At 70.3% G+C, this 22,253-nt stretch carries 16 protein-coding genes, 6 pseudogenes and 2 riboswitches; of the genes and pseudogenes, 9 read left to right on the top strand and 13 right to left on the bottom strand.

What is annotated here, in order from left to right:
* The first annotated feature begins 7 nt into the window (after window positions 1-7).
* Window positions 8-457: an Lrp/AsnC family transcriptional regulator gene (locus tag ABZ449_RS36595; protein ID WP_360354837.1), complete on the top strand. Its 450-nt coding sequence runs from the start codon at window positions 8-10 to the stop codon at window positions 455-457.
* 147 nt (window positions 458-604) lie between these two features.
* Here ABZ449_RS36595 and ABZ449_RS36590 read toward each other — a convergent pair.
* Together ABZ449_RS36590 and ABZ449_RS36585 are read right to left on the bottom strand one after the other, a co-directional pair.
* Window positions 605-1,164 (bottom strand): annotated as a pseudogene (locus ABZ449_RS36590) (IS5 family transposase); the annotation flags it as partial.
* A gap of 88 nt (window positions 1,165-1,252) precedes the next feature.
* Window positions 1,253-2,452, bottom strand: a pseudogene (locus ABZ449_RS36585) (IS110 family transposase).
* Between the two features lie 277 nt (window positions 2,453-2,729).
* Between ABZ449_RS36585 and ABZ449_RS36580 the strand changes: the two are divergent.
* Window positions 2,730-3,206: pseudogene (locus ABZ449_RS36580) on the top strand (IS5 family transposase); the annotation flags it as partial.
* Between the two features lie 169 nt (window positions 3,207-3,375).
* Here the strand turns inward: ABZ449_RS36580 and ABZ449_RS36575 are convergent.
* Window positions 3,376-4,947 (bottom strand): annotated as a pseudogene (locus ABZ449_RS36575) (glycoside hydrolase family 15 protein); the annotation flags it as partial.
* A gap of 8 nt (window positions 4,948-4,955) precedes the next feature.
* On the opposite strand from ABZ449_RS36575, the pseudogene ABZ449_RS36570 reads away from it, so the two are divergent.
* From ABZ449_RS36570 to ABZ449_RS36560, 3 genes and pseudogenes are all read left to right on the top strand, one after another.
* Window positions 4,956-5,189 (top strand): annotated as a pseudogene (locus tag ABZ449_RS36570) (CorA family divalent cation transporter); the annotation flags it as partial.
* A gap of 50 nt (window positions 5,190-5,239) precedes the next feature.
* Window positions 5,240-5,413, top strand: a riboswitch (M-box (ykoK) riboswitch).
* Between the two features lie 342 nt (window positions 5,414-5,755).
* Window positions 5,756-6,922, top strand: a complete 1,167-nt coding sequence (locus ABZ449_RS36565) for a magnesium and cobalt transport protein CorA (RefSeq protein WP_360354835.1) — start codon at window positions 5,756-5,758, stop codon at window positions 6,920-6,922.
* 229 nt (window positions 6,923-7,151) lie between these two features.
* Window positions 7,152-7,568, top strand: coding sequence for a metalloregulator ArsR/SmtB family transcription factor (locus ABZ449_RS36560; protein ID WP_360354832.1), 417 nt, complete (start codon window positions 7,152-7,154; stop codon window positions 7,566-7,568).
* A gap of 83 nt (window positions 7,569-7,651) precedes the next feature.
* Here the strand turns inward: ABZ449_RS36560 and ABZ449_RS36555 are convergent, their stop codons facing one another.
* On the bottom strand, window positions 7,652-9,061 hold the full coding sequence (locus ABZ449_RS36555) for a nitrate/sulfonate/bicarbonate ABC transporter ATP-binding protein (protein WP_360354831.1): 1,410 nt from the start codon (window positions 9,059-9,061) through the stop codon (window positions 7,652-7,654).
* A gap of 46 nt (window positions 9,062-9,107) precedes the next feature.
* A complete protein-coding gene (locus ABZ449_RS36550; protein ID WP_360354845.1) occupies window positions 9,108-10,790 on the bottom strand; it encodes an ABC transporter permease subunit in 1,683 nt (560 codons plus the stop codon).
* A gap of 591 nt (window positions 10,791-11,381) precedes the next feature.
* Between ABZ449_RS36550 and ABZ449_RS36545 the strand changes: the two genes are divergently transcribed.
* Window positions 11,382-13,058, top strand: a complete 1,677-nt coding sequence (locus tag ABZ449_RS36545; protein ID WP_360354828.1) for an ABC transporter permease subunit — start codon at window positions 11,382-11,384, stop codon at window positions 13,056-13,058.
* A 23-nt stretch (window positions 13,059-13,081) separates the two neighbouring features.
* A complete protein-coding gene (locus ABZ449_RS36540; RefSeq protein WP_360354826.1) occupies window positions 13,082-14,401 on the top strand; it encodes a nitrate/sulfonate/bicarbonate ABC transporter ATP-binding protein in 1,320 nt (439 codons plus the stop codon).
* Window positions 14,402-14,411: 10 nt separating this feature from the next.
* On the opposite strand, the gene ABZ449_RS36535 is transcribed toward ABZ449_RS36540, so the two are convergent.
* From ABZ449_RS36535 to ABZ449_RS36505, 7 genes and pseudogenes are all read right to left on the bottom strand, one after another.
* The gene (locus ABZ449_RS36535; protein ID WP_360354823.1) at window positions 14,412-14,777 is read right to left on the bottom strand and encodes a VOC family protein; all 366 of its coding nucleotides are present in this window, start codon (window positions 14,775-14,777) and stop codon (window positions 14,412-14,414) included.
* A gap of 46 nt (window positions 14,778-14,823) precedes the next feature.
* On the bottom strand, window positions 14,824-15,303 hold the full coding sequence (locus ABZ449_RS36530; protein ID WP_360354820.1) for a hypothetical protein: 480 nt from the start codon (window positions 15,301-15,303) through the stop codon (window positions 14,824-14,826).
* A 71-nt stretch (window positions 15,304-15,374) separates the two neighbouring features.
* Window positions 15,375-16,109, bottom strand: coding sequence for an MgtC/SapB family protein (locus ABZ449_RS36525; RefSeq protein WP_360354817.1), 735 nt, complete (start codon window positions 16,107-16,109; stop codon window positions 15,375-15,377).
* Between the two features lie 60 nt (window positions 16,110-16,169).
* A pseudogene (locus ABZ449_RS36520) lies at window positions 16,170-16,452 on the bottom strand (winged helix-turn-helix domain-containing protein); the annotation flags it as partial.
* A 144-nt stretch (window positions 16,453-16,596) separates the two neighbouring features.
* A complete protein-coding gene (locus ABZ449_RS36515) occupies window positions 16,597-16,842 on the bottom strand; it encodes a hypothetical protein (RefSeq protein ID WP_360354814.1) in 246 nt (81 codons plus the stop codon).
* Between the two features lie 119 nt (window positions 16,843-16,961).
* On the bottom strand, window positions 16,962-17,246 hold the full coding sequence (locus ABZ449_RS36510) for a hypothetical protein (protein WP_360354811.1): 285 nt from the start codon (window positions 17,244-17,246) through the stop codon (window positions 16,962-16,964).
* Window positions 17,247-17,347: 101 nt separating this feature from the next.
* Window positions 17,348-18,994, bottom strand: coding sequence for an NRAMP family divalent metal transporter (locus tag ABZ449_RS36505; RefSeq protein WP_360354808.1), 1,647 nt, complete (start codon window positions 18,992-18,994; stop codon window positions 17,348-17,350).
* Between the two features lie 330 nt (window positions 18,995-19,324).
* Window positions 19,325-19,498: riboswitch (M-box (ykoK) riboswitch) on the bottom strand.
* Window positions 19,499-20,362: 864 nt separating this feature from the next.
* Here ABZ449_RS36505 and ABZ449_RS36500 point away from each other — a divergent pair.
* On the top strand, window positions 20,363-20,554 hold the full coding sequence (locus ABZ449_RS36500) for a helix-turn-helix domain-containing protein (protein WP_360354807.1): 192 nt from the start codon (window positions 20,363-20,365) through the stop codon (window positions 20,552-20,554).
* Between the two features lie 61 nt (window positions 20,555-20,615).
* On the opposite strand, the gene ABZ449_RS36495 is transcribed toward ABZ449_RS36500, so the two are convergent.
* Entirely contained in the window at window positions 20,616-21,773 is a 1,158-nt protein-coding gene (locus tag ABZ449_RS36495; protein WP_360354805.1) for a site-specific integrase, read from the bottom strand.
* A gap of 281 nt (window positions 21,774-22,054) precedes the next feature.
* Here ABZ449_RS36495 and ABZ449_RS36490 point away from each other — a divergent pair.
* Window positions 22,055-22,253 (top strand): hypothetical protein (locus tag ABZ449_RS36490; RefSeq protein ID WP_360354802.1); only part of this gene is annotated, 199 nt, incomplete at its 3' end.

The following is a 22,253-nucleotide window of genomic DNA, read 5'->3' as shown; positions in this document are numbered from 1 at the left end:
TTGAGACATGGATCGCATCGATCGCGAGCTTCTCGCCCTGCTCATCCGGGACGGCCGGGCGACCTATCAGGAGCTGGGCCGCCAGGTCCGACTGTCGGCCAACACAGTGGCCGACCGCGTACGCCGTCTGCGGGCAACCGAGGTCATCCGCGGCTACCATGCGGATCTGAACCTGGAGGCATTCGAGCGCGGCATGCAGATGATCAGCGACATCCGCCTGCGCGATGGCGTGGACCGCAAGGGATTCGAAGCGCAGTTGCACGACGTGCCCCAGGTGATCGGCGCAATGAGACTCACCGGCGACTACGACTTCCAACTACGGATGGCCTGCACAGACGCACGCGAGTTTGAAGCCGTCATTGACCGCCTCAAGAGCGAACTCGGTGTGCGGGAACTGCGCAGCCGCCTCGTACTGCACGAGGTGCCACTGGGCCTCGACCGCACCCTCGAAGCCTGACGCACGTGTCCGGACGGCAGCGCTCGAACCTGCCAGCCGACAGCGCGGCGAGGCCCCGGCCCGGCCTCATCCTCGCGGTGGTCCGCACCCGGCAGCCTTCGTGACCGGCGCCCGGGCGGCGACGGCTAAAGCCTGTCTGACAAATGATCATCTGGTCGCGTCGCGGAGCCAGAGGATCAGGGAGGCCAGGACGACTCCGGCGCGGTAGCGGTCGGCGAGCTTGTCGAATCGGGTGGCGATGGCTCGGAACTGCTTCAGGCGGGCGAAGCACCGTTCGACCACGTTCCGGTCGCGGTGGAAGACCCGGTCGAAGACGGGCGGCCGGCCACCGAGGCGCCCTCGGCGTCGGCGGTTGGCCGCCTGGTCGCGGCGCTCGGGGATCGTGACGGCGATGCCCCGGCGCCGCAGCAGGTGGCGGATCGCCCTGCTGGAGCAGGCCTTGTCCCCGAGCGCGCGGTCCGGTGTCGTGCGCGGGCGGCCCGTGACGGCGCGCGGAACGCGGATTCCGTCGAGGACGTCGGCGAACGCGGTGGCGTCGTTGACGTTGCCCGGCGTGAGAACGATCGACAGCGGCAGCCCGCGGCCGTCGACCGCGAGGTGGACCTTGGTCGTCGGCCCGCCTCGGGACCGGCCGAGGGCCTGGCGCGTCTGCGAGCGGCCCGGATCTTCCAGTTCGTCCCCGTCTGCGGCCCGTTACCTTTTTCACGGCCTCGCAACGGGGCTCCCGGCCTCCGGGCCCGGCATGACTTGTGGCCCCAGTCGATCATGATCGAAAAGGTGCCCCTATGGTTTTCGTCAAGCGGCGGCGACGGCTGGGGGTTCATAGAGGGTGCCGTCTCGGAGCATGGCGAAGAGCACGTCGATGCGTCGGCGGGCCAGGCAGACGAGGGCGGCGACGTGGTGCTTTCCCTGTCGCCGCTTCTTGTCGTAGTAGGCGCGTGACTCGGGCTGTGACAACGACGCGAACGCGGCGAGGTAGAAGGCTCGTTTGAGCTGCTTGTTGCCGCGGCGGGATGGGTGCTCGCCGCGGATGGAGGAGCCGGAGCTTCTGGTCACTGGCGCCAGGCCGGCGTAGGCGGCCAGGTGGCCGGCGGTCGGGAAGGTGCCGGCGTCGCCGACGTCGATGAGGATGCGGGCTCCGGTCCTGACCCCTATGCCGGGCATGGAGGTCAGGACCTGGGAAAGAGGGTGGGCCTCCAGCAGTTCCTCGATGCGGGCGGCGAGGAGTTTGCGCTGGTCGAGCACGGAGCCGAGTGAGGCGGCGAGGCTGGGGACAATGAGCGCGGCGGCGTCGGTGCCGGGCACGACGACGCTTTGCTCGGCGAGGGCTTCGAAGATCTCCTCGACCAGGCGCTCGGCCAGTCGTGGGGCTTTGGGCCGCAGCAGGGTGACCAGGCGGCGTCTCCCGGCCTTCCTCAACTGGGCTGGGCCGCCGTGGCGTTCGAGCAGAGCAAGGACGGCGGGATGGTCCAGTCTGGGGCCAAGGACCCGTTCCGGTCAGGGATGGATCTGGGTGAGCAGGCCACGCAGCCGGTTCTTGATCCTGGTGGACTCGGCGGCCAGGTCGTCGTCGAACCCGACGATCATCTCGAGCTCGGCGACGGTTTCGTCGGCCATCGCCACGTCGCGGAGCGTGTGCGGCATTGCTCGCGCGGCGTCTGCGATGATCGCCGCGTCTCGGGCATCGGTCTTGGCCTCGCCGGGGTAGAGGTCGGCGATACGTCGCATTGTCAGGCCGGGCGGGTAGGCGACTCGGCAGCCCGCGTCGCGGGCCACGGCCAGCGGCAGGGCTCCTATCGAGGCGGGTTGGTCGACCACCACCAGCACGGTGCCGTGCTTGACCTGAAGCTTGCTGAACACCTCACGCAGCTTCGGTTCGGTGTTGGGCAGCCGCTTGTCGAAGACCCGCTTGCCAGCCGGGGTCAGGGCGGTCGCATGGTGCTCGCCCTTGCCCACGTCCAGGCCCAGGTAGACGTCGATGTCACCTGTGTCGATCACGTGCACTCTCCACAGTGGTCGTGCCCTCCCCGGCCTCAGCTGCGGCATCAGCGCGCCGGCATCCACGTTACGAAGAGCCTGCGTCACCCGGGACGGGATCGGCGCTCGTGCCCCTAATCAGCGGTCTGCCAATGCCTCCGGTACCCGGTGACAGCACCTTTTCGATCATGATCGACTGGGGCCACAAGTCATGCCGGGCCCGGAGGCCGGGAGCCCCGTTGCGAGGCCGTGAAAAAGGTAACGGGCCCCGGCCGACGAGCCCGCCCACCATTCCATCGGACGCTCCCGCGGCGGGCTGACCACCAAGATCCACCTGGCCGCGGACGGTCGCTGCCGTCCGCTGTGCTTTGTCCTCACACCCGGCCAGGCCGGCGACGCGCCCGCGTTCGAGCACGTCATGGCGGCCCTGCGGGTGCCCAGGCCGATCGGTCGGCCGCGAACCCGGCCCTTCGTGGTCCTGGCGGACCGGGCCTACTCGTCGAGGGCGATCCGCGAGCACCTGCGCAGGCGCGGCATCCGGGCGGTGATCCCGCAACCGGTCGACCAGATCGCCAACCGCAAGCGCAAAGGCCGTCGCGGCGGCCGCCCTCCCGGCTTCGACCGCCAGGCCTACAAGCAGCGCAACACCGTCGAGCGGTGCATCAACCGCCTGAAGAACTGGCGCGGCCTGGCCACCCGCTACGAGAAGACCGCCACCGTCTTCCAGGCCGGACTTCACATCGCGGGCATCTTCATCTGGTCCGCCCGCTGATCCAAGAGAAAGGACCTAGCTCGGGCGGTGCCGGCGCGGTTGAACGCCGGAGGCATGGGACTGCTCATCGCGTGCCCTCCGACCAGACACCCACGACCGTGGGCGTCCCTAGGTCCCGCTTGGGGGGTGCGCCGGCGGGCATGGTGCGTTGAGCGGGCAGGTGGACGACGCTGGTCAGCCGCAGGGCGGTGCTGGCCAGGGCGAGGTGGCTGAAGGCTTGCGGGAAGTTGCCGACCTGGCGCTTGAGCTGCGGGTCCCACTCCTCGGCGAGCAGGCCGACGTCGTTGCGCAGAGTCAGTAGCCGGTCGAACAGTTCGCGGGCCTCCTGGACCCGGCCGATCATGGCGAGGTCGTCGGCGAGCCAGAACGAGCAGGCCAGGAAGGCGCCCTCGTGACCGGAGAGGCCGTCGACGTTGTTCCCGGACTCGTCGTGGGTCGGGTAGCGCAGCACGAAGCCGTCCTCGGTGGACAGTTCGCGCTGGATCGCCTCGATGGTGCCGATGACGCGCTTGTCGTCCGGCGGGAGGAAGCCGACCTGGGGGATCAGCAGCAGCGAGGCGTCCAGCTCCTTGCCGCCGTAGTACTGGGTGAAGGTGTTGCGCTCCGGGTCGTAGCCGCGCTCACAGACCTCGATGTGGATCTGCTGGCGCAGTCGCTCCCAGCGGGCGAGTTCCTTCGGCGTGGTGTCCGGCCGGCGGCGCAGCAGGGTGATGGTGCGGTCGATGGCGACCCAGGCGAGGACCTTGGAGTGGACGAAGTGCCGGCGTGGGCCGCGGATCTCCCAGATGCCCTCGTCGGGCTCGCGCCAGTGGTCCTCGGTGAAGCGGGCGAGTGCGCGCAGCATCGCGTCGGCGGCGCGGGAGGGTGGCAGGCCGGCGTCCTCGGCGGCGAGCAGGAAGTCGGCGATCTCACCGGGGACGTCAAGCTGGAGCTGTCCGGCGGCGCCGTTGCCGACCCGGACCGGCCGGGATCCCTCGTAGCCGGGGAGGTGGTCCAGTGTTCGTTCGGCAAGGTCGGTTTCACCGCTGAGGCCGTACATGATCTGCATGTTCTCGAATTCGCGGCCCAGGACGCAGAGCAGCCAGTCGCGAAGGGCCTCTGGCTCCTCGGTGTGGCCGAGGCGGGCGAGTTCGGTGGCGGTGAGGCAGGCGTCGCGCAGCCAGGTGTAGCGGTAGTCCCAGTTGCGCTCGCCGCCGATCTGTTCGGGCAGTGAGGTGGTCGGCGCGGCGACGATCCCGCCGCCCGGGTTGCACAGCGACTTGAGGACGAGCGTCGAGCGCACCACGGCGTCGCGGTCGGGCCCCTGGTAGGTGCCGCGGGACGCCCACTCGCGCCAGAATTCCTCGGTTCGTGCGAGTGCCGCGCGGGCGCTGCGGATGGTCGGAGTGGTGGGCAGGTGGGAGGGCTGCCAGGTGAGGGTGAAGGTGGTGTACACGCCGTACGTGATGGTGAAGTCGGCGCGGGCACCGTCTTCGGTGACGGTGTGGTGCTGGCCGTCGAGCCAGTAGGTGTCGGGGTAGGTGGTGGCGCACAGCCGAGGGGCCCCGGTACGCGCGGCGCGGGTGATGAGCGGGCTGTTGGCGCCGTAGCCGGGACGGGGGCGGAACAGCGAGGTCATCGCCACCATGCCCTTGAGTCCCTCGACGATCCGCACGACTTGGGGGACCTGGGAGCCGCAGGGCATGAAGTCGGTCACCCGGACGATGCCGCTCGGGGTGACCCATTCCTGCTCCAGGATCATGGGACGGCATCCTGGCCGCGAGCAGCGGACGGCTGTCGCTCCAGCAGAACACCGACATGCGCCGCATCAGTGCCTGGGCGGCACTGGCGGCGGTGCCCACCATGGTCGCCGGCATCTACGGCATGAACTTCGACATCATGCCGGAGCTGCGCTGGACGTTCGGCTACCCGGCGGTGCTGCTCTTCATCGTCACGGTGTGCGTGTTCATCTTTCGGGCGTTCCGCCGCAACGACTGGCTCTGACCCGTTGGTCATCACAGTGCCGCGACGGGTCTAGACTTGGCGCCGTTGTGAAGGCACCTCGTTCGGTGAGGCGTCGCCATGGACACAGGCCACTGACCCCACGACGTCGAGAGACGCCCAGGGTCAGGACAGGTCTCCCCGGCCTAAGGGGTGATCCCAAGTGGCTGCACCCGCGGGTGCTACGCCGTGGCGTGCCAAAGCTCTGACGAGATCAGGGGCGCCTCTCCCGCAGCGGCGCGCCGTGGTGCGGGTCCGATCCTCCTGAAGGCCGTGTTCGGATCGATGCCGGTGTGCGTCGCGGTGGTGAGGAGGTGAGGGCTGTGGAGTGCAGTAGTCCGGGCCGAAGTCGGCCCCGCTCCGGGATGTTCTCAATCGCTCCTGGCGCCCACCGTTGCTTCGTGCGCACGCTTCCCCGGCCCTCCGGTCCGGCTCGCCGCTGAGCCGCGGATCCCCCTGCGGGGGCCGGTCCTCGTGTGCAGGTCGTGCTTCCGGGTGCCAGCCGCTTCGTCTTCCCGCGCTGCGGCGGCGGTGGGCGCGGTGGACACCGACCCGTGGAGGTTCCTGCCATGTCCGACTGGCGTGTGCGCGCCGTACGCGCGAGCAAGCGTCCCTTCTTCCGGCCGACCGCGCGGGCCGATCACGCGGATGCGCCGGAGCACTCGATGGACCCCAGATCCGAGCAGCGGCCGGACACCGAGGGCGTCTCGCTGGAGCGCTCGGTGGTGAACGCCGCCATGTACCGCGACGGGCGCCGGATAGAGGCGCCCGCCAGCCTGTCGGAGATCTACCGTGAGCTGCCCGACCGGCCCGGCACGATGGCCTGGATCGGCCTGTTCCGCCCGGCCGAGGCGCAGCTGCTGGAGGCCGCCGACCGGTTCAACCTGCACGAGCTGGCCGTCGAGGACGCGATCGTCGCCCACCAGCGGCCGAAGCTGGAGCGCTACGGTGACACCCTGTTCGTGGTGCTGCGCGCCGCCCGCTACCTGGACGAGGCGGAGGAGGTCGACTTCGGTGAGATCCACCTCTTCGTCGGCCCCGACTTCGTGCTCACCGTCCGTCATTCCCAGGCGCCGGACCTCTCGGCGGTGCGCCGCCGGCTGGAGGACGATCCGGAGCTGCTGGCGCTCGGCCCGGAGGCGGTGCTGTACGCGGTGCTGGACGCCGTGGTGGACGGCTACGCGCCGGTGATCGCCGGCCTTCAGCACGACATCGACGAGATCGAGACCGAGGTGTTCGGCGGCGACCCGCAGGTCTCCCGCCGCATCTACGAGCTGTCCCGCGAGGTGATCGAGTTGCAGCGGGCCACCCGTCCGCTGCTGGAGATCATGAAGAGCCTGGAGGCGGGCTTCGGCAAGTACGGCACCGACGAGGAGCTCCAGCGCTACCTGCGCGACGTGGCGGACCACGCCACCTACGCCGCCGAGCGGGTGGACGGCTTCCGGCAGATGCTGCAGAACATCCTGACCGTCAACGCGACGCTGGTCTCGCAGCGGCAGAACGAGGAGATGAAGCAGCTCGCCGAGGCGGGGCACGCGCAGAACGACGAGATCAAGAAGATCTCCTCCTGGGCGGCGATCCTCTTCGCGCCGACCCTGATCGGCACGGTGTACGGGATGAACTTCGACGAGATGCCGGAGCTGCACTGGGCGTTCGGTTACCCGTTCGCGATCGGGCTGATGGGTGTGGTGTGCGTCGGTCTGTATCTGATTTTCAAGCGTCGCAACTGGTTGTGACCGCCGTGTCGAGGGAGGGAGGCGCTGTGCGCCGTTACGGTTCAGTGGTCGTGTTCTCGGCGATGTTCGCCTGGGTCGCTTTCATCGCCGTGTGGATCGGGCAGGGCCGGTAGGGCGAGGGGCTGCGGCTGCCGTGGTCAGTGGCAGGTCCCGGTGGTGTCGGGCCGGCGGAATGGAGCCGTCGCCTTCGGCCGGACGGGCCGGGGCGCCCCGCCGGTACGATCTTTGCATGGATGCGCAAGAAGAGGCGTGGGACACGGAGGCGGCCGACCGCGCGGTGGCGATGCTGAAGGCGGTGGCCGACCCGTCGCGCTACCGGTTGCTGTGGGCGCTGAGTCGCCGGGAGCTGCCGGTGAGCGCGCTCGCCGATCTTCTGGGTGCCCACGTGGCGGCCACCTCGCAGCATCTGGCGAGGCTGAGGGCGGCCGGCCTCGTGCTGTCACGGCGGGAGGGGACGCGGATCTTCTACCGGGCGGCCGACGTGCGTGGGCTGTTGACGGAGGCGGCGCTGATCGCCAACAAGTGGCCGGAGCGTGGTGGCGGTGGTGGTGGCGGAGAGGCCGAGGCCGCCGTGGTGGTCGAGACGCAGCCGGCCCGGGCGGCCGGGCTGGGGCGGCTGCGTCCGTCCACCGGCCGGGCGGGCTGATCCGGCCGACGGCCGAAGCTGCGAACTGGCCGGACCTGCCGGTGTGGGAGGGCGCTGGACGGGTCGTTCCGTGCCCTCCCGTGTCAGTGTGCGGGGCTGGCGGCGCTTTCGTCGAGCCGGTACTCCTGGGGTGCGGCGTCGTAGCTGAACAACTCGGCGTAGCGGCCCCAGTCGGTGGCGGTCTCCAGCTGTTGGTCGACCTGTTCGCTGGTGTAGTGGTGGGCGAGCAGGTCGCGGAAGAACCCGGCACGAACGAGGGTGCCGGGCCTGCCGCGCAGGCTGTTGGTGATCAGTTTGACCAGCGGTACGTCGAGGGCGGCGCGAGCGAAGATGGTCTTGGACTGCTGGACGTCGGCGTCGGCGAAGGCGGTGCCGGTGTCGGTGAGCAGCAGGTCGTCGCCGCTGATCTCGGTGAAGCCGAGCAGGTCGAGGGCGTCGACCTGGGGGAGCATGTCGTCGATGTCCAGGCCGAGCTCGTCGGTGAGGTCGGCGAGGTCGCAGCGGCCGCCGCGGCGGGCGATCATCTCGGCGAGGCCGGAGAGGCCGTCGACGGTGGCGGTGGGCAGGGGGGTGTTGGCGACGGTGCGCTTGTCGAGCTGGACGGTGTCCGAGCGGCCGGGCAGGCGGGTCTCCTTGGGGCGGCCGGTCATGATGCGGTAGACGTGGTCGACGAGTTCGTCGAAGGCGGCGGAGTCTCGGTCGCGGGGCCGGTCGAGGGTGATCTCGACGGTCTCGCGGATGGTGCCGTAGGGGCGGGCGCCGAGGACGACGATGCGGTCGGCCATCAGGACCGCCTCCTCGATGTTGTGGGTGACCAGGACGACGGCCCGGGTGGGGAACTGGCCGGAGTCCCACAGCTCCATCAGCTCGCCGCGCAGGTTCTCGGCTGTCAGGACGTCGAGGGCGGAGAACGGCTCGTCCATCATCAGCACGTCCGGTTCGACGACCAGGGCCCGGGCGAAGCCGACCCGTTGGCGCATGCCGCCGGACAGCTCCTTGGGGTAGGCGGACTCGAACCCGTCGAGGCCGATCAGGTCGATGGCCCGCACCGCGGCCTCGGCGCGTTCTCGGGGCCGCACGCCGCGGGCCTCCAGACCGAGTTCGACGTTCTGCCGGACGGTCAGCCAGGGCAGCAGGGCGAAGGTCTGGAAGACCATGGCGGTACCGGGGTTGGCGCCGGTGAGCGGGGTGCCGCGGTAGGAGACGGTGCCGGAGCTGGGCGGTATCAGGCCGGCCAGGCAGCGCAGCAGGGTGGACTTGCCCGAGCCGGACTTGCCGAGCAGGGCCACGATCTCCCCGGCCCGCACCTTCAGGTCGATGCCGGACAGCACGGGCAGCTCGCCGTCCGCGCCGGCGTAGGCCTTGGTGAGCCCGACGCTCTCCAGCAGCACTTCGCCGTCGGCCGGGCGGCTGGCGGGCGTGGGGGAGGCAGGGAGGGCGGCCCTGGTGGCGGTACGGGTGGCGCGCAGACCGCGCAGGGCCTTGAAGCGCATGAGGTTCTCCGGGCGTAGTGGTGCGGGCTGGGCCTCGCATGAGTGGTCAGAGGGAGTACCGGGTCTCGGCCAGGCGGTAGAGGCGGCGCCAGAACAGCCGGTTGAGGGCGACGACGTACAGGCTCATCACGGCCACGCCGGCGAGCAGGTGCGGGTAGTCCCCGCGCTCGGTGGCCCGGGCGATGTACGCGCCGAGGCCGGTGGCGGTGAGCGTGACGGTGCCGAACGTGACGACCTCGGCAACGATGGAGGCGTTCCAGGCGCCGCCGGAGGCGGTGATGCCGCCGGTGACGTAGGCAGGGAAGATCCCCGGGATGATCAGACGGCGCCAGCGCTGCCAGCCGCGCACGCCGAGGTCGTCCATGGCCTCGCGCAGGTCGGTGGGGATCGCCATGGCTCCGGCGATGGTGTTGAACAGGATGTACCACTGGGCGCCGAGGGCCATCAGCAGGATGCCGCCCACGTCGATCGACAGGCCGGTCTTCAGCAGCACCCAGACGACCAGCGGGAAGAGGAAGTTCGCGGGGAAGCTCGCCAGCACCTGGACGACGGGCTGGGCGATGCGGGTCAACTTCGGGGAGAAGCCGATCCTCACGCCGATCGGCACCCAGACCAGGGTGGCTGCTGTCACCAGGACGACCACGCGGGCGAGGGTGGCGAGTCCGAGCAACAGCGGTTCGCCGAACACCCCGAGGCCGGTCCGATCGTCCAGGTAGTGGCCGAGGTCGGTCAGGCCCCACAGGATCAGGCCGCCGGCGACGACGGCGAAGGCGACGTCGCCTTCGCGCCGGCGACCGGTGTCGACGGCGAGCGGCCGGTCGTCGGTGCCGAGCAGCCGTCCGGCCCGAGACAGCACCCGCCCGGCAGGGCGCAGCAGCCGGCCCAGCAGCGCGGGCCAGTGGGAGCGGCGCAGGAGGTCCAGGACGACGGAGCGCTGGATCTCGGTGGCCTCGGACTGCTCGTTCTTGAACTTCTCGGCCCAGGCGGTGAGCGGCCGCCAGAACAGGAAGTTCACGGCGGTCACCATGACGGCCATGGTGGCGATCGCCCAGCCGACCTTGCCGAGGTCGCCGTCGGCGATGGCCGCGCCCGCGTAGGAGCCCACGCCGGGTAGGGCGTACTTCTGGTTGTTGACGCTGATCGCCTCGGAGGCGACGAGGAAGAACCAGCCGCCGCCGAAGCTCATCATGCCGTTCCAGACCAGGCCGATCATGCCGGACGGCACCTCCACCTTCCAGAACCGCATCCACCGGGTGAACCGGAACGAGCGTGACAGCTCGTCGAGTTCACGCGGCAGCGAGGTCAGGGAGCAGTAGAAGCCGAAGGTCATGTTCCACGCCTGGGACGTGAAGATCGCGAAGATCGCCGCGAACTCCAGGCCGAGCGTCGAGCCGGGGAACAGGGCGAGGAAGCCGGTCACTGCGACGGTGAGAAAGGCGAGCACCGGGACGGACTGGAGGATGTCCAGCGCCGGGATCAGGACGCGTTCCAGGCGACGGCTCTTGGCCGCGGCACAGGCGTAGCCGAAGGTGAAGACGACGGAGACGCCGAGCGCGGCGAACATCCGCAGCAGTGACCGGGCCGCGTAGTACGGCAGCCGAGCGGGGTCGGTGTCGACGCCCGCGTTCTGGCCGGTGGAGAACCGGACGGTGGTGCCCTGTCCGACCCGCAGCGCGAGGTAGAGCAGGACCAGGACGGCGGCGGCGACGACCACGTCGACCCAGGTCATTCGGGACAGCCAGCTGCCGACCCGGGACGGCAGTGAGCTCCGGGAGCCGACGGGGGTCGGTTTCAGGGCGGACATGACGGGAACCTCCGGCGCGCACCGATGGCCCCGGCCACGGAAGGCAGGCCGGGAAACGGGGAGCGGTGCGGGTACGGGAGCGGGCCGAGGCCGACGGCCACCCGTCGTATCAGGTGCGGACGGCGGCGACGGAAGGAACACGGATGGTGCGGCGCTGTTTACCGGGAGGGTCTTCGCCCACGGCCGCCTCCTCCAGTTCCTGGTGCCTCACGACGGGGCCGGCATCAGACGACGCCTCGGGGCAGTCTGCTACTTCTTGCATCGGTACGCAAATACACCGGCGTGGTGATGCCTCCCGGGCGCGTGGACGTGGGGTGGGCGAGGGCAGCACTCCGTGGCGTTCGCCCATGTCGGTGAGTGTTTCGGCACCGGTCGTCCAGGCGCCTCCCGCAACCGTCCGCCCGTGGTTCAGTGGCGGCGGCAGGCCGACGGTCGGGTGCTCGGAGGTGGGTGCGGGTGGCGGGTGAGCGTGGCTTTCCGTCGCGTGGGGTGTGGCGGCGGCCGGGGCTTCGGTGGGTGGACGTGCTGGTGACGGCGGCGCTGGTGGCGCTGCTGTACGGGCTGCTGCGGCTCGCGCCCGGCCTGAACGCGCCGTTCCTGCCGAACCAGGCCCCGGCGGCGGTGTCCACGGACCCGTCGAACCTGCCCTACTACGCGGTGCGGTCACTGGTGCGGATGTTCGCGGCCCTGATCGCCTCGGTGCTGTTCACCTTCGTGTACGCCACGGCTGCGGCGCGGCTGCGGCGGGCGGAGAAGGTGCTGCTGCCGGTGCTGGACATCCTGCAGTCGGTGCCGGTGCTGGGCTTCCTGTCGGTGACGGTGACGGCGTTCATCAACCTGTTCCCCGGCTCGACGCTCGGCCTGGAGTGCGCGTCGATCTTCGCGATCTTCACCGCGATGGCGTGGAACATGACGTTCGCGTTCTACGCCTCGCTGATGAGCCAGCCGCGCGAGCTGGACGAGGCGGCGCGGGTGATGCGGCTGACGAAGTGGCAGCGGTTCTGGCGCCTGGACGTGCCGAGCGGGATGATCCCGCTGGTCTGGAACGGCATGATGAGCTTCGGCGGCGCCTGGTTCTTCCTGGCCGCCTCGGAGTCGATCAGCGTGCTGAACCACCACTACGCGCTGCCGGGCATGGGCTCGTACGCGGCGGCGGCGATCGCCGACGGCAACCTCGGACAGGTCGGCATCGCGATCGCGGTGATGGTGGTGATGGTGATCGGCGTGAACGTGCTGTTCTGGCGGCCGATGACCGCCTGGTCGGAGCGGTTCCGGGTCGAGGAGTCCGAGGCCGCCGAGCGTCCGCGCTCCGTCGTGCTGGACTTCCTGCGCCGTTCCAGCGTCCCCGGGCTGCTGGGCCGGCCGCTGCGACCGGTCGGTACGGCACTGGACAAGGGCATGCAGGTCTTCGGCCTGGCCGAGCACTCGCTGGCCAGGCCCGCGGGCCGCGAGCGCACCGGCGACGTGTTCTTCGCCGGCGCGGTGGCCGCGATCGTGGTGTTCGGTGCCTGGCAGGCGCTGGACTACGTGAACAGCACCGTCGGCCTGGGCGAGTTCGGGCACGCGCTGTGGCTGGGCGCGGTCACCTTCGGCCGAGTCGTCGTCCTGCTGGTCGCGGCCACCGTGGTGTGGGTGCCGGTCGGGGTGTGGATCGGCATGGACCCGAAGGTCACCCGGTTCGCCCAGCCGGTGGTGCAGGTGCTCGCGAGCTTCCCGGCGAACTTCCTCTTCCCGTTCGCCACTGCCGCGTTCGTCGCCCTGGGGATCTCGCTGAACATCGGGGCGATCCTGCTGATGGCACTCGGCGCCCAGTGGTACATCCTGTTCAACGTCATCGCCGGCGCCTCCGCCATCCCCTCCGACCTGCGCGAGGCCATGACCGGCTTCCAGGTGACGGGCCGACTCCGCTGGCAGGCCTTCATCCTCCCGGCGATCTTCCCCTACTACGTCACCGGCGGCATCACCGCCGCCGGCGGCGCCTGGAACGCCTCCATCGTCGCCGAGGTCGTCAGCTACGGCGACCACCACCTCACCGCCACCGGCCTGGGTGCCTACATCACCGACGCCACCGCCACCGGCAACTTCCCCAAGATCCTCGTCGGCATCACCGTTATGAGCATCTACGTTGTCGCCCTCAACCGCGTGCTGTGGCGCCGCCTCTACCGCCTGGCCGAAACCCGCTACGCCCTCTGACCCCGACGATCCCGGAGCCCCCGATGACCACCAGCAGCGTCCGCGCCACGATCGTCGAGGCCGACAGCGTCACCAAGACCTTCAGCACCCCGGACGGGCGCGCCCTGCCCGTCCTCGACGACATCAACCTGCACCTGGCCGAGGGCGAGATCGTCGCCCTGCTCGGCAAGTCCGGCTCCGGTAAGTCCACCCTGCTGCGCTGCCTGGCCGGGCTGATCGCCCCCTCCGCCGGCACCGTTGCCTACCGCGGCACCCCCCTCACCGCGGCCAACCCCGGGGTGGCGATGGTCTTCCAGTCCTTCGCCCTGCTGCCCTGGCTCACCGTCCAGCAGAACGTCGAACTCAGCCTCCAGGCACGCGGCGTCGGTGAGGAGGAACGGCGGGACCGGGCGCTCAAGGCGATCGACCTGATCGGCCTGGACGGCTTCGAGGGCGCCTACCCGAAGGAGCTGTCCGGCGGGATGCGCCAGCGCGTCGGCTTCGCCCGCGCCCTGGTGGTCGAACCCGACGCGCTGTTCATGGACGAGCCGTTCTCCGCGCTGGACGTGCTGACCGCCGAGAACCTGCGCTCCGAACTGGTCGGCCTGTGGGAGGGCCACGAGGCGCCGGTCAGGTCGATCCTGATCGTCACCCACAACATCGAGGAGGCGGTGCTGCTGGCCGACCGGATCCTGGTGCTCTCCAGCAACCCCGGCCGGATCCGCTCCGAGCTGACCGTCGACCTGCCCCGCCCGCGCGACCGGCGCACCCCGCAGTTCGAGGCCCTGGTCGACACCGTCTACGGCATCCTCACCGGCCGCGAGGAGCAGCCGGCCGCGGTGGCACCCGGCCGCCCGGCCGCCACCCCGATCACCGTGCCGCTTCCCCCGGCCAGCGTCGGCGGGCTGGCCGGCCTCCTGGAGATCCTGCTCGCCATGGGCGGCGAGGAGGGACTGGCGGAGATCGCTGACGAGCTCAACTTCGAGGTCGACGACCTGCTGCCGCTCGTCGACGCCGCCGTGCTGCTCGGCCTCGCGACGACGAGCGACGGGCGGCTCGCCATCACCGGGGCCGGGCGCGAGTTCGCCGCCGCCGACATCCTCACCAGCAAGCAGCTCTTCGCCCGCAACGCCGCCCGCCGCGCGCCGCTGGTGCGCGCCGTCGTCCAGTCGCTGGCCGCCACCGAGAACCACAAGCTGCGCGAGGGCCTCTTCCTCGACCTGCTGCGCGCGGGCTACGACGCTGACGACGCCAGGCGGCAGCTGGAGACCGCCATCGACTGGGGCCGCTACGGCGAGCTGTACGACTACGACGCCGACGACGCCGAGTTCGTCCTGGAACCGGGGGCGGAATCCGCGCTGTAGCCCCGCCCGGTCAGCGGGCCTCGATGAACTCCAGCAGGTTGCCGACCGGATCGGTGGTGTAGAAACGGCGGTCCGGCGGCAGGGTCTCGTCCCACACCACCAGCGCGCCCAGCTCTTCCAACCGGGCGGCGAACTCGTCGATGGCGGCGACGGCCATGCCGGGGTGGGCCTTGCCGGCGGGCCGGAATCCGGCTTCGATGCTGAGGAACAGCCGTACCCGCCCACCGTCGGCGGCGAACCAGCAGCCACCCTTGCCGGCCAGGGCCTTCGGCTTGGGGAGTTCGGCCATCTGGAGGATGTCGCCGTAGAAGGCCCGCAGCAGGGGCTCGCTGCCGGGCGGCGCGGACAACTGGACGTGGTCGAGGGCCGTGATCACTACGGCCTCCTCTCGGGTGTAACGGTCAGGCGGCCAGGGCCGCCGCTCAGACCTGCGGGTGCGCGCTGTCGTCGAGCGGCGCGGTGTGGCGGTGGGCGGCGTCGACCAGCACCCGGGTGGTCGACGGGGGTAGGTCGAGGTGGTGGGCGATCCATTGCGGGTCGTGCCCGTGCGTGGCGAAGACCCAGGCCGTGTAGAGGCGGTTCAGGCCAGGAGCACCGGGCGCCCGCAGCAGCGGCCGTACCTCGTCCATGGGGAAGCCCTCCAGCGTGCGGGCACTGAACCACTGGGCGTCGTCGTCGCCGACCGGCAGGACCGCCGACCTCCGGTGGGCGCGGTGGCTGCGGCCGAGCAACTGGGCCAGGAGCAGCGCAGCCACCGAGGCGCCGATCAGCAGCCCGCAGAGAAAGAGCCGCAGCCGGCCCGGGGCGACGCCGACGGCCACCCCTTCGAGGGCGAGTAGGAGTAGAACCGCGGAGAGGATGATCCCTCTGCTGCTCCATGAGTGGAGCCCGATTCTGGTCATCGCAGGGCCTCCTTCTGTCTTCATCATGCCCACTCGAACGGCCTGCCGACCTGGGGGTCGGTCGTACGGGTTCAGGCCCGGGTGGGGCGGTTGGGGTCGTCGGCTTCCTCGTCGAGGTGCCAGTGCATGTCACGTACGCCGGGCTCCAGCGAGAGCCGGGTGACGACCAGCTCCACCGCCGGGGTGACCTGCCCGGTGATCGCGACGGTGGCCCGCAGGCTGGTGGCGTCGCCGCTGTCGGTGCGGCGGGCGCGCAGGCCGGTCGGGGCGAGGCCGGAGGCGGCGAGGGCCTGGAGGAGCAGTGCCCGGATGTGGGTCTCGGACTTGCGGTCGCATTCGAGGTGGACGGTGGCGCGGGTGGTGGAGTCCGGGTCGCTGCCGGACTGCGGGGCGCGGTCGAGGAGCCGGCCGGCCGGGCGCAGTACCAGGTGGACGGCGAGCACGGCGAGGGTGCCGAGGACGGCGAACTGGAGTTTGCCGGAGGCGGCGAGCACTCCGACGGCGGCCGAACACCACAGCGTGGCCGCGGTGTTGAGGCCGCGTACGCCGGCGCCGTCGCGCAGGATAACGCCGCCGCCGAGGAAGCCGATGCCGGAGACGACGTAGGAGGCGACCCGGGTGGGGCTGCCGGTGTCGCCGACGGCCTCGCTGTACAGCACGAACAGGGTGGCGCCGGCGGCGACCAGGGCGTTGGTGCGCAGGCCGGCCATCCGGGCCCGCCACTGGCGTTCGACACCGATCAGTGCGCCGCAGGCGACGCCGACGGCCAGGCGAAGGACGAAGTCGAGGGTGGTCAGGTTGTGCACGGCGGCACCTCCCTGTCGGCGGGGTGTGGACGGCTGAGGGGTATCAGGAAGCGGTGACGGTCAGGTGGCGGCCGTCAGGCGCGGGTCGTACTTGTAGCCGATCTGGCGGACGGTGGCGATGGCCTCGCGGTGGGCGGGGCCGAGCTTGCGGCGGATCCGGGCGATGTGGGTGGCGACGGTCCGCGTGTCGCCCGTGTCGGGGCGGCCCCAGACGGTCTCGATCAGCTGGCGGCGGGAGTGCACCCGTAGGGGGTTGGCGACCAGGTGGGCAAGCAGCTCGAATTCGAGGGAAGGCGAGTTGGCGGCCGTCGATGGTGACGGTGCGCTGGTCGAGGTTGACCATCAGCCCATCAGTCGGAGCGGCCGGAGCGGCCGGGACGGTTGCCGGGTGCGGCCGGGTGGTGGCGGGGTGGGAGAAGACGGCGTCGAGCCTGCGGTAGCGCACGGCCATGGCGGGTGCTCCCTTCGGCGGGATCGGATGGGCTGGTCAGCGGTCGGGGTGCCAGGTGGCTTCCAGGCGGGTGGCGCCGTCGGCGGCGGTGACGGCCTGCCAGCGGGCGCGCAGCCGTACCGGCGGTCCGGCCGGGGCCTGGGCGTCCACGGCGTTCAGGACGGGGCTGTCGAGCGGGCTCGCGGCGAGGCGGTCGGCGACGGCGATGAGGGCGGTGCGCAGGCCGGTGTGACGGCGGCCGGTGAGCGGGGGCGCGGTGTGGAACGTGGCGAGGACGGACACGGGTGACTCACCTCCGTGGAGCGGCCGTTGGGCGTGCCGGGGCATGCCGGGGCCAGGGCGTGCGGTGAAGGGGGTGGTGCGCGGCGGGAGCGGAGCGGGCTTCCCGGTGGGTGCTCTGCTCAGGGGGCCGACGGGCGGGCCGCAGCGCGGGTGACGCGGTGGGCGGCGGCGAGCGGCAGGTCCGCGAACTGGGCGAGCCAGGCGGCGCGGTGGCCCTGGCGGGCGAGCAGGTAGGCCAGGTGGACGCGGGGCTCGTAGGCCGAGGCCTGGGTGTTGGCGCTGCCGGAGTGGGGGCAGGTGCCCGGGTCGTCGAGGCGGTAGGCGCGGGTGACACCGTCGTGCAGGGCGAGCCGCACGCGGGGGCAGCGGTGGTGCTGCCGGTGCTGGTTCTGGCTGGTGCGCACGGCCGTACTTCCTTCCGTTTCCCCTGCGTGTGTGCGGGGTGTCGAGGGTTCCGGGGCCGGGGCGGCGGCCGGTGGTGGTGGCCGCCGCCCGGGCGGTCGGGTCAGTTGCCGAGGGCGGTCTGGACGATCTTGACGACGACCAGGACCATCGCGATCAGCAGGTAGGAGCGCAGCGCGCCCATGCCGATCTTGTAGCCGGTGGAGATGACCGGCTTGGTCAGGGTCTCCAGCGGCGGCATCCGCCAGTCGTCGCGGCCGGTGCGGTCGATCGGGTCCTCCTTCGTCGCGGTGCGGCGGCGGGTGAAGGAGTACCCGGCGGCCAGCACCCCGGCGACGCCGCAGCCCGCGATGATCCCCTCGATCGTGCCGGCGCTGATGTCCGGGAAGAGGACGGAGGCGGTGAGGATGACGGACAGCGTGACCAGGACGCCGACGACGACGGTGGTGAAGGCGTTGGTCTTCGGGCCGTTGACCCAGGGGCCGAGGACGGCCTTGTCGTTGCACAGCAGGAGCAGGAACACCGATGCGGAGGGCAGGAGCACGCCGGCCAGGGTCTGGACGCCCTCGGTGAGCAGGCCCAGCGGCGAGCCGGGGATCAGCACGATGGTGGCGGCGACGGCGACCAGGCCGGCGTAGACGGCGTAGAAGCCCTTGGCGTCCTTGACCCCGCGGTGCAGCGAGTGCTTCATGCCGAACACGTCGCCGATCGCGTACGCGGTCGAGAGGGAGACGGCGAAGGCGCCGAGGATCGAGGCGTCGAGCAGGGCTATGGCGAACAGCACGCCCGCCAAGTGGCCGGCCTTGTCGGCGATGCCCTGGGCGGAGCCGGCGGAGTCGGAGAACTGTCCGAAGCCGTCGGTGCCCGCGAAGGCCATCGCGGTCATGCCCATCAGGGCGGAGGCACCGATGACGACCACGGCGATGCCGATCCACAGGTCGGCCTTCTCGTACTTCATGAAGCGCGGGGTGATGCGCTTGTCGATGACGTACGACTGCTGGAAGAACAGCTGCCACGGGGCCACGGTGGTGCCGACGATCGCGATGATCAGCAGCATGACGCTGGACAGCTCGCCCGAGCCGCCGGGCAGGTTCGGGGTGACGAAGGACTTCGCCATCTCCGGGGTGCTCGGGTGGATCATGAAGTACAGGGGCACCAGCAGCAGCGAGCCCACGCACAGGGCCATCGCGATCCGCTCGAAGCGGCGGAAGGAACCGGTGAACGCCGAGGCGATGATCACGGCCGCGGCCAGGACCACGGAGGCGACCTTCGGCAGTCCGAGGTAGCCGGCGGCGAGGGTGATGCCGATGAACTCCGTCACCAGCGTCAGCGCGTTCAGCAGGAACAGGTCGATGACCGAGAACGCGCCCCAGAACTTGCCGAAGCGCTCCAGGATCAGTCTGGCGTGGCCGACGCCGGTGACGGCGCCCAGTCGCAGCACCATCTCCTGGTTCACGTACAGCACGGGGATCAGCAGGAACAGCGTCCACAGCAGGTGGGTGCCGTAGTTCTGGCCGGCCTGGCCGTAGGTGGCGAACGCGCCGGCGTCGTTGTCGCCGACCATCACGATCAGGCCGGGGCCGACGATCGCCAGCAGGGTCTTGAGCTTCGCGGACAGGCCCTGGCGCGGGGCGGTGTCGTCCAGGCGGATGGTGCCGAGGGCGCCCTGGATGTCGCCGACGTGGGCGTCGTCCAGCACCGCGGTCTTCGGTGCCGGAACCTTGGAGTCGAGTGTGGCGTTGGTGGTCATGACGAGCCTCCCGGTCCCCCCGAGTGGGGGAGGTCAGGGGGCACGCAGCAGCGATCCCCCCTGCGGGTACGCGCAGCACGGCGCACCGCGACGGCTTGAGTGCCGATGAGGGCAGCACGAAGCCGAGGCGGCGGTGCGCGGCGCAACGCCGGAAGTACGCGCAGGGAAGATGGTTACCGCGTGCCGGAGGTGTGCGAGGGCAGGCGGGGGTAGGGGCAACTGTGGCCCGGACTACTGCAATCCATGTCTCTCGCCTCCTCCCGGTCGACGCACCCCGTGGTGCGTTTCATCGACACGGCAAGGAGCTCACCGGAGCACACGACAGCCACCGGCTCACCCCAACTCGTCAGAGCTTTGGCACTCCACGGCGTAATCCCCGCTGTGGGGAAGCCACTTGGGATCAACCCTTAACTCGGGAGGATCTGTCCTGAACCTGGGCGTCTCTCGACGTCGTCGGGTCAGTGGCCTGTGTCCGTGAAGACGCCTCACCGAACGAGGTGCCTTTTCAAACCTCGAAAAGCATAGACCCATCCGCGCGCCATACTTGCGCTCTTGGTGAAACCTTTACCTTGCTGTTCGCGTCCGCCCGCCCGCCCGGCCGCAGGGTTGCCGTGTCAGGGCTGATCGAGTCACCGTGGACGCGGGCGGGCCCGGCGGCGCCCCTGGACTCGATGAGTTGCAGTGCGCGGGTTCTGGATGAGTTCCTCGCCGAGCAGCATCTGTCCGTTCACGGCGGACGCGGTACCGGCTCCGCCCACCGCTCATCGGCGACCTGCCCGACGACGACCCGGCCGCCCTCGACGCCAATGGCCGGCGCACTGGTCATGACGCTCGCCGAAACCATCCAGCGCGCCGGAGGCGACGACAAGCTGTGGCACCACGTCGCGCGCGCCCACCGACAAACGCCTGGCCAGCGAAGCCCGCACCAGCATCTGGGGATGGATGCCCAACTCGCTGGCCCAGTACCGCTGACCGCCTACCGGGGTGTCCCGGCGAGCCAGGCTGTGCCGGTCGGTCCTCCACCGCCTACAGGGCCGCACGCCAGCTCGCGGCCCTGCTCGCAAGGTGCCGTGGATGGCCGAAGAGCCAGGCCCTGAAGCGTGTTGCAGAAGGTCGGCTGCGGGCAGGTCGGTGTCATTCCCGACCTGCTGATTCATGTGGTCCGGGCGAGCAGGCAGTAGTGGACCGCTCCTTCGCCCGAGCTGTCGTCGGCCGACGGCGCGCCAATCCTCGCGGCGAGCGCTGGGAAGGTGGTCGCAGGGAGTGAGGACAGTCGGGTCGGTGCTTATCAGATGACCTCGGCTCGGCCGAACTGATATTCGCGTGTGAACCTCTCCGGCAATTGGCAGCCGCTGCAGAGGAGGTCCCGTGGCCCAACAGTTCATGAGCGTCAGGGAGACTGCGGAGTATCTGAACATGTCCGTTACGTGGGTGTATCGGGAGGCTCCCCGCGTGGGTCTCGCGCCGTACAGGTTCGGGAGCGGGAGGAACGCGAAGCTGCAGTTCAAGGTGTCCGACGTTCATGCGTGGGTGAAGCAGCAGCGCATGTCGGCTGCGTGACCTGAACGGCCGGAGCGACGAGGAGGGCCTGCCCCCGCCGGGGCAGGCCCTCCTCGTTCGCTCAGGCGGCCAGACCGAGGTCGAGGAGCTGGGCGGCGCGGCTGATGGAGCCGGGCATCAGGTGGCGGTAGATCTTGAAGGTGACGTCGATGCTCTTGTGGCCCATCCACTCGGCAACGTCGGTGATCGGGATGTTGTGGATGAGGCAGTTCGAGGCGAAGAAGTGGCGGAGGCCGTAGAGCGTCATGCCCTCGGGGATGTCGGCGCCGTCGGCCTGCTTGACGAGGCGCTGCCAGCGGTTGTTCAGGATGTGGTACGGGAAGGGCTTGTTGAGGTCCCGGGGGTGGCGGAGGAGGTAGCCGTCGACGGTGCCGTACTTCTCGGCGTACCACTCGATGGTCAGCTTGACCCGGGCCGGCAGCGGGACGTCGCGGTAGTCGCCCTTCTTGCGGTGCTTGAGCGGGGCGTACTCCTTGGTGGTCTGGTTGACCTGCTCGGTGACGCGGTAGACGTCGTCGGCGACGATGTTGTTGATGTTGACCGCGGCGGCCTCGCCGTTGCGCAGGCCGCAGCCGCTCATCAGGTCGGCGATGACGAGGAAGGCGTCGTCGCCCGCGGTGCGTATTCCCTGGAGCTGGGAGAGGGAGGGGATGGCCGCGCGCTTCGGGTCGTACTGGGGTGGCTTGACGCCGTCGAAAGGGTTGTCGTCATAGAGGCCGAGGCGGTGGGCGTCGAGGAGGATCGACTTCAGCTTGTCGAAGGCGTTGGACTGGGTGGCGAGGCCGACACCGTTGCGCTCCATGGTCTGGATGAAGGCCTCGACGACCTTGTGGTCGAAGGTGCCCATCCGGCGGCTGCGGAAGGCGGGGTAGAGGTGGTGCTCCAGCAGTGAGTCGAGGTGTCGGAGGGAGGCGGCGCCGAGGTGGCGCTGGCCGGCCTTCCACTCCTCGACATAGGGCTCGAACTGCATCGGGCCGTACTTCTGGATCCGCTCCGCCTTGCGCTGGCTCTGCGGGGCGTTCTTCCGGGCCTGGTACACCTCGATGAGCCGGGCCTTCGCCTTGTCCTGGGTGGCGAAGCCCGACTCCTCCGTCTGCCTTCCGGCCGCGTTGCGGTACCGGATCTTGTACTCGTGCGGGCACCTCGACCACCGGCTCTCAGGGTGCTCGCACTCCTTGAAGAAGCTGCCCATGCCGCGGACGAGGTTGATGGTGGCCATAGTTATCGACTCCCGGGCGTCTTGCTGACCTTTTGCTGACCCCGGATGGTCGATCAAGCCCCTGAGCTGGGAAGAAACGCCGAAGGCGTGGTATGTGGTGGATATCAGCCCACGCCTCCCCCGGGCTTCCCGACGTCCGGTGGCCCTCGTCGACCAGGCCAGGTCCAGCGACTCCAGAGCCTTGCCGTAGGCGTCTTCGACGGCATCCACCAGCACCCCGAGCGAGCGAAGATGGTGACCGACCCCGAGCCGTGCCACATCGCCAGCCGATTACGTTGGTGGTGCAGCGCACATCCATCGACCACAGCTCGACGTCGTCCTGCATGCCGTACACCGACCGCCAGCCCTGTGTGCCGACCTCCCACCGCGCCTTGATCGTCTGCCCCAGCAGAGCCAGCACCAGCACCCGGCCGCGCGGCACCATCTTCCGCGCGGCCGCCATGCAGATGTACGTCTTCCCGGCCCCGCGGGACGCGGGGG

Source organism: Kitasatospora sp. NPDC005856 (assembly GCF_040629945.1).
Lineage (GTDB): Bacteria > Actinomycetota > Actinomycetes > Streptomycetales > Streptomycetaceae > Kitasatospora.
Note: the sequence above shows the minus strand (reverse complement) of the source record. Positions and strands in the feature narration are given on the sequence as shown.

Bases quoted from the DNA above. Each gene is read 5' to 3' on its own strand.
- ABZ449_RS36595 (WP_360354837.1), top strand. From the start codon at position 8: ATGGATCGCATCGATCGCGAGCTTCTCGCCCTGCTCATCCGGGACGGC.
- ABZ449_RS36565 (WP_360354835.1), top strand. From the start codon at position 5,756: ATGTCCGACTGGCGTGTGCGCGCCGTACGCGCGAGCAAGCGTCCCTTC.
- ABZ449_RS36560 (WP_360354832.1), top strand. From the start codon at position 7,152: ATGGATGCGCAAGAAGAGGCGTGGGACACGGAGGCGGCCGACCGCGCG.
- ABZ449_RS36555 (WP_360354831.1), bottom strand. From the start codon at position 9,061: ATGCGCTTCAAGGCCCTGCGCGGTCTGCGCGCCACCCGTACCGCCACC.
- ABZ449_RS36550 (WP_360354845.1), bottom strand. From the start codon at position 10,790: ATGACCTGGGTCGACGTGGTCGTCGCCGCCGCCGTCCTGGTCCTGCTC.
- ABZ449_RS36540 (WP_360354826.1), top strand. From the start codon at position 13,082: ATGACCACCAGCAGCGTCCGCGCCACGATCGTCGAGGCCGACAGCGTC.
- ABZ449_RS36530 (WP_360354820.1), bottom strand. From the start codon at position 15,303: ATGACCAGAATCGGGCTCCACTCATGGAGCAGCAGAGGGATCATCCTC.
- ABZ449_RS36505 (WP_360354808.1), bottom strand. From the start codon at position 18,994: ATGACCACCAACGCCACACTCGACTCCAAGGTTCCGGCACCGAAGACC.
- ABZ449_RS36495 (WP_360354805.1), bottom strand. From the start codon at position 21,773: ATGGCCACCATCAACCTCGTCCGCGGCATGGGCAGCTTCTTCAAGGAG.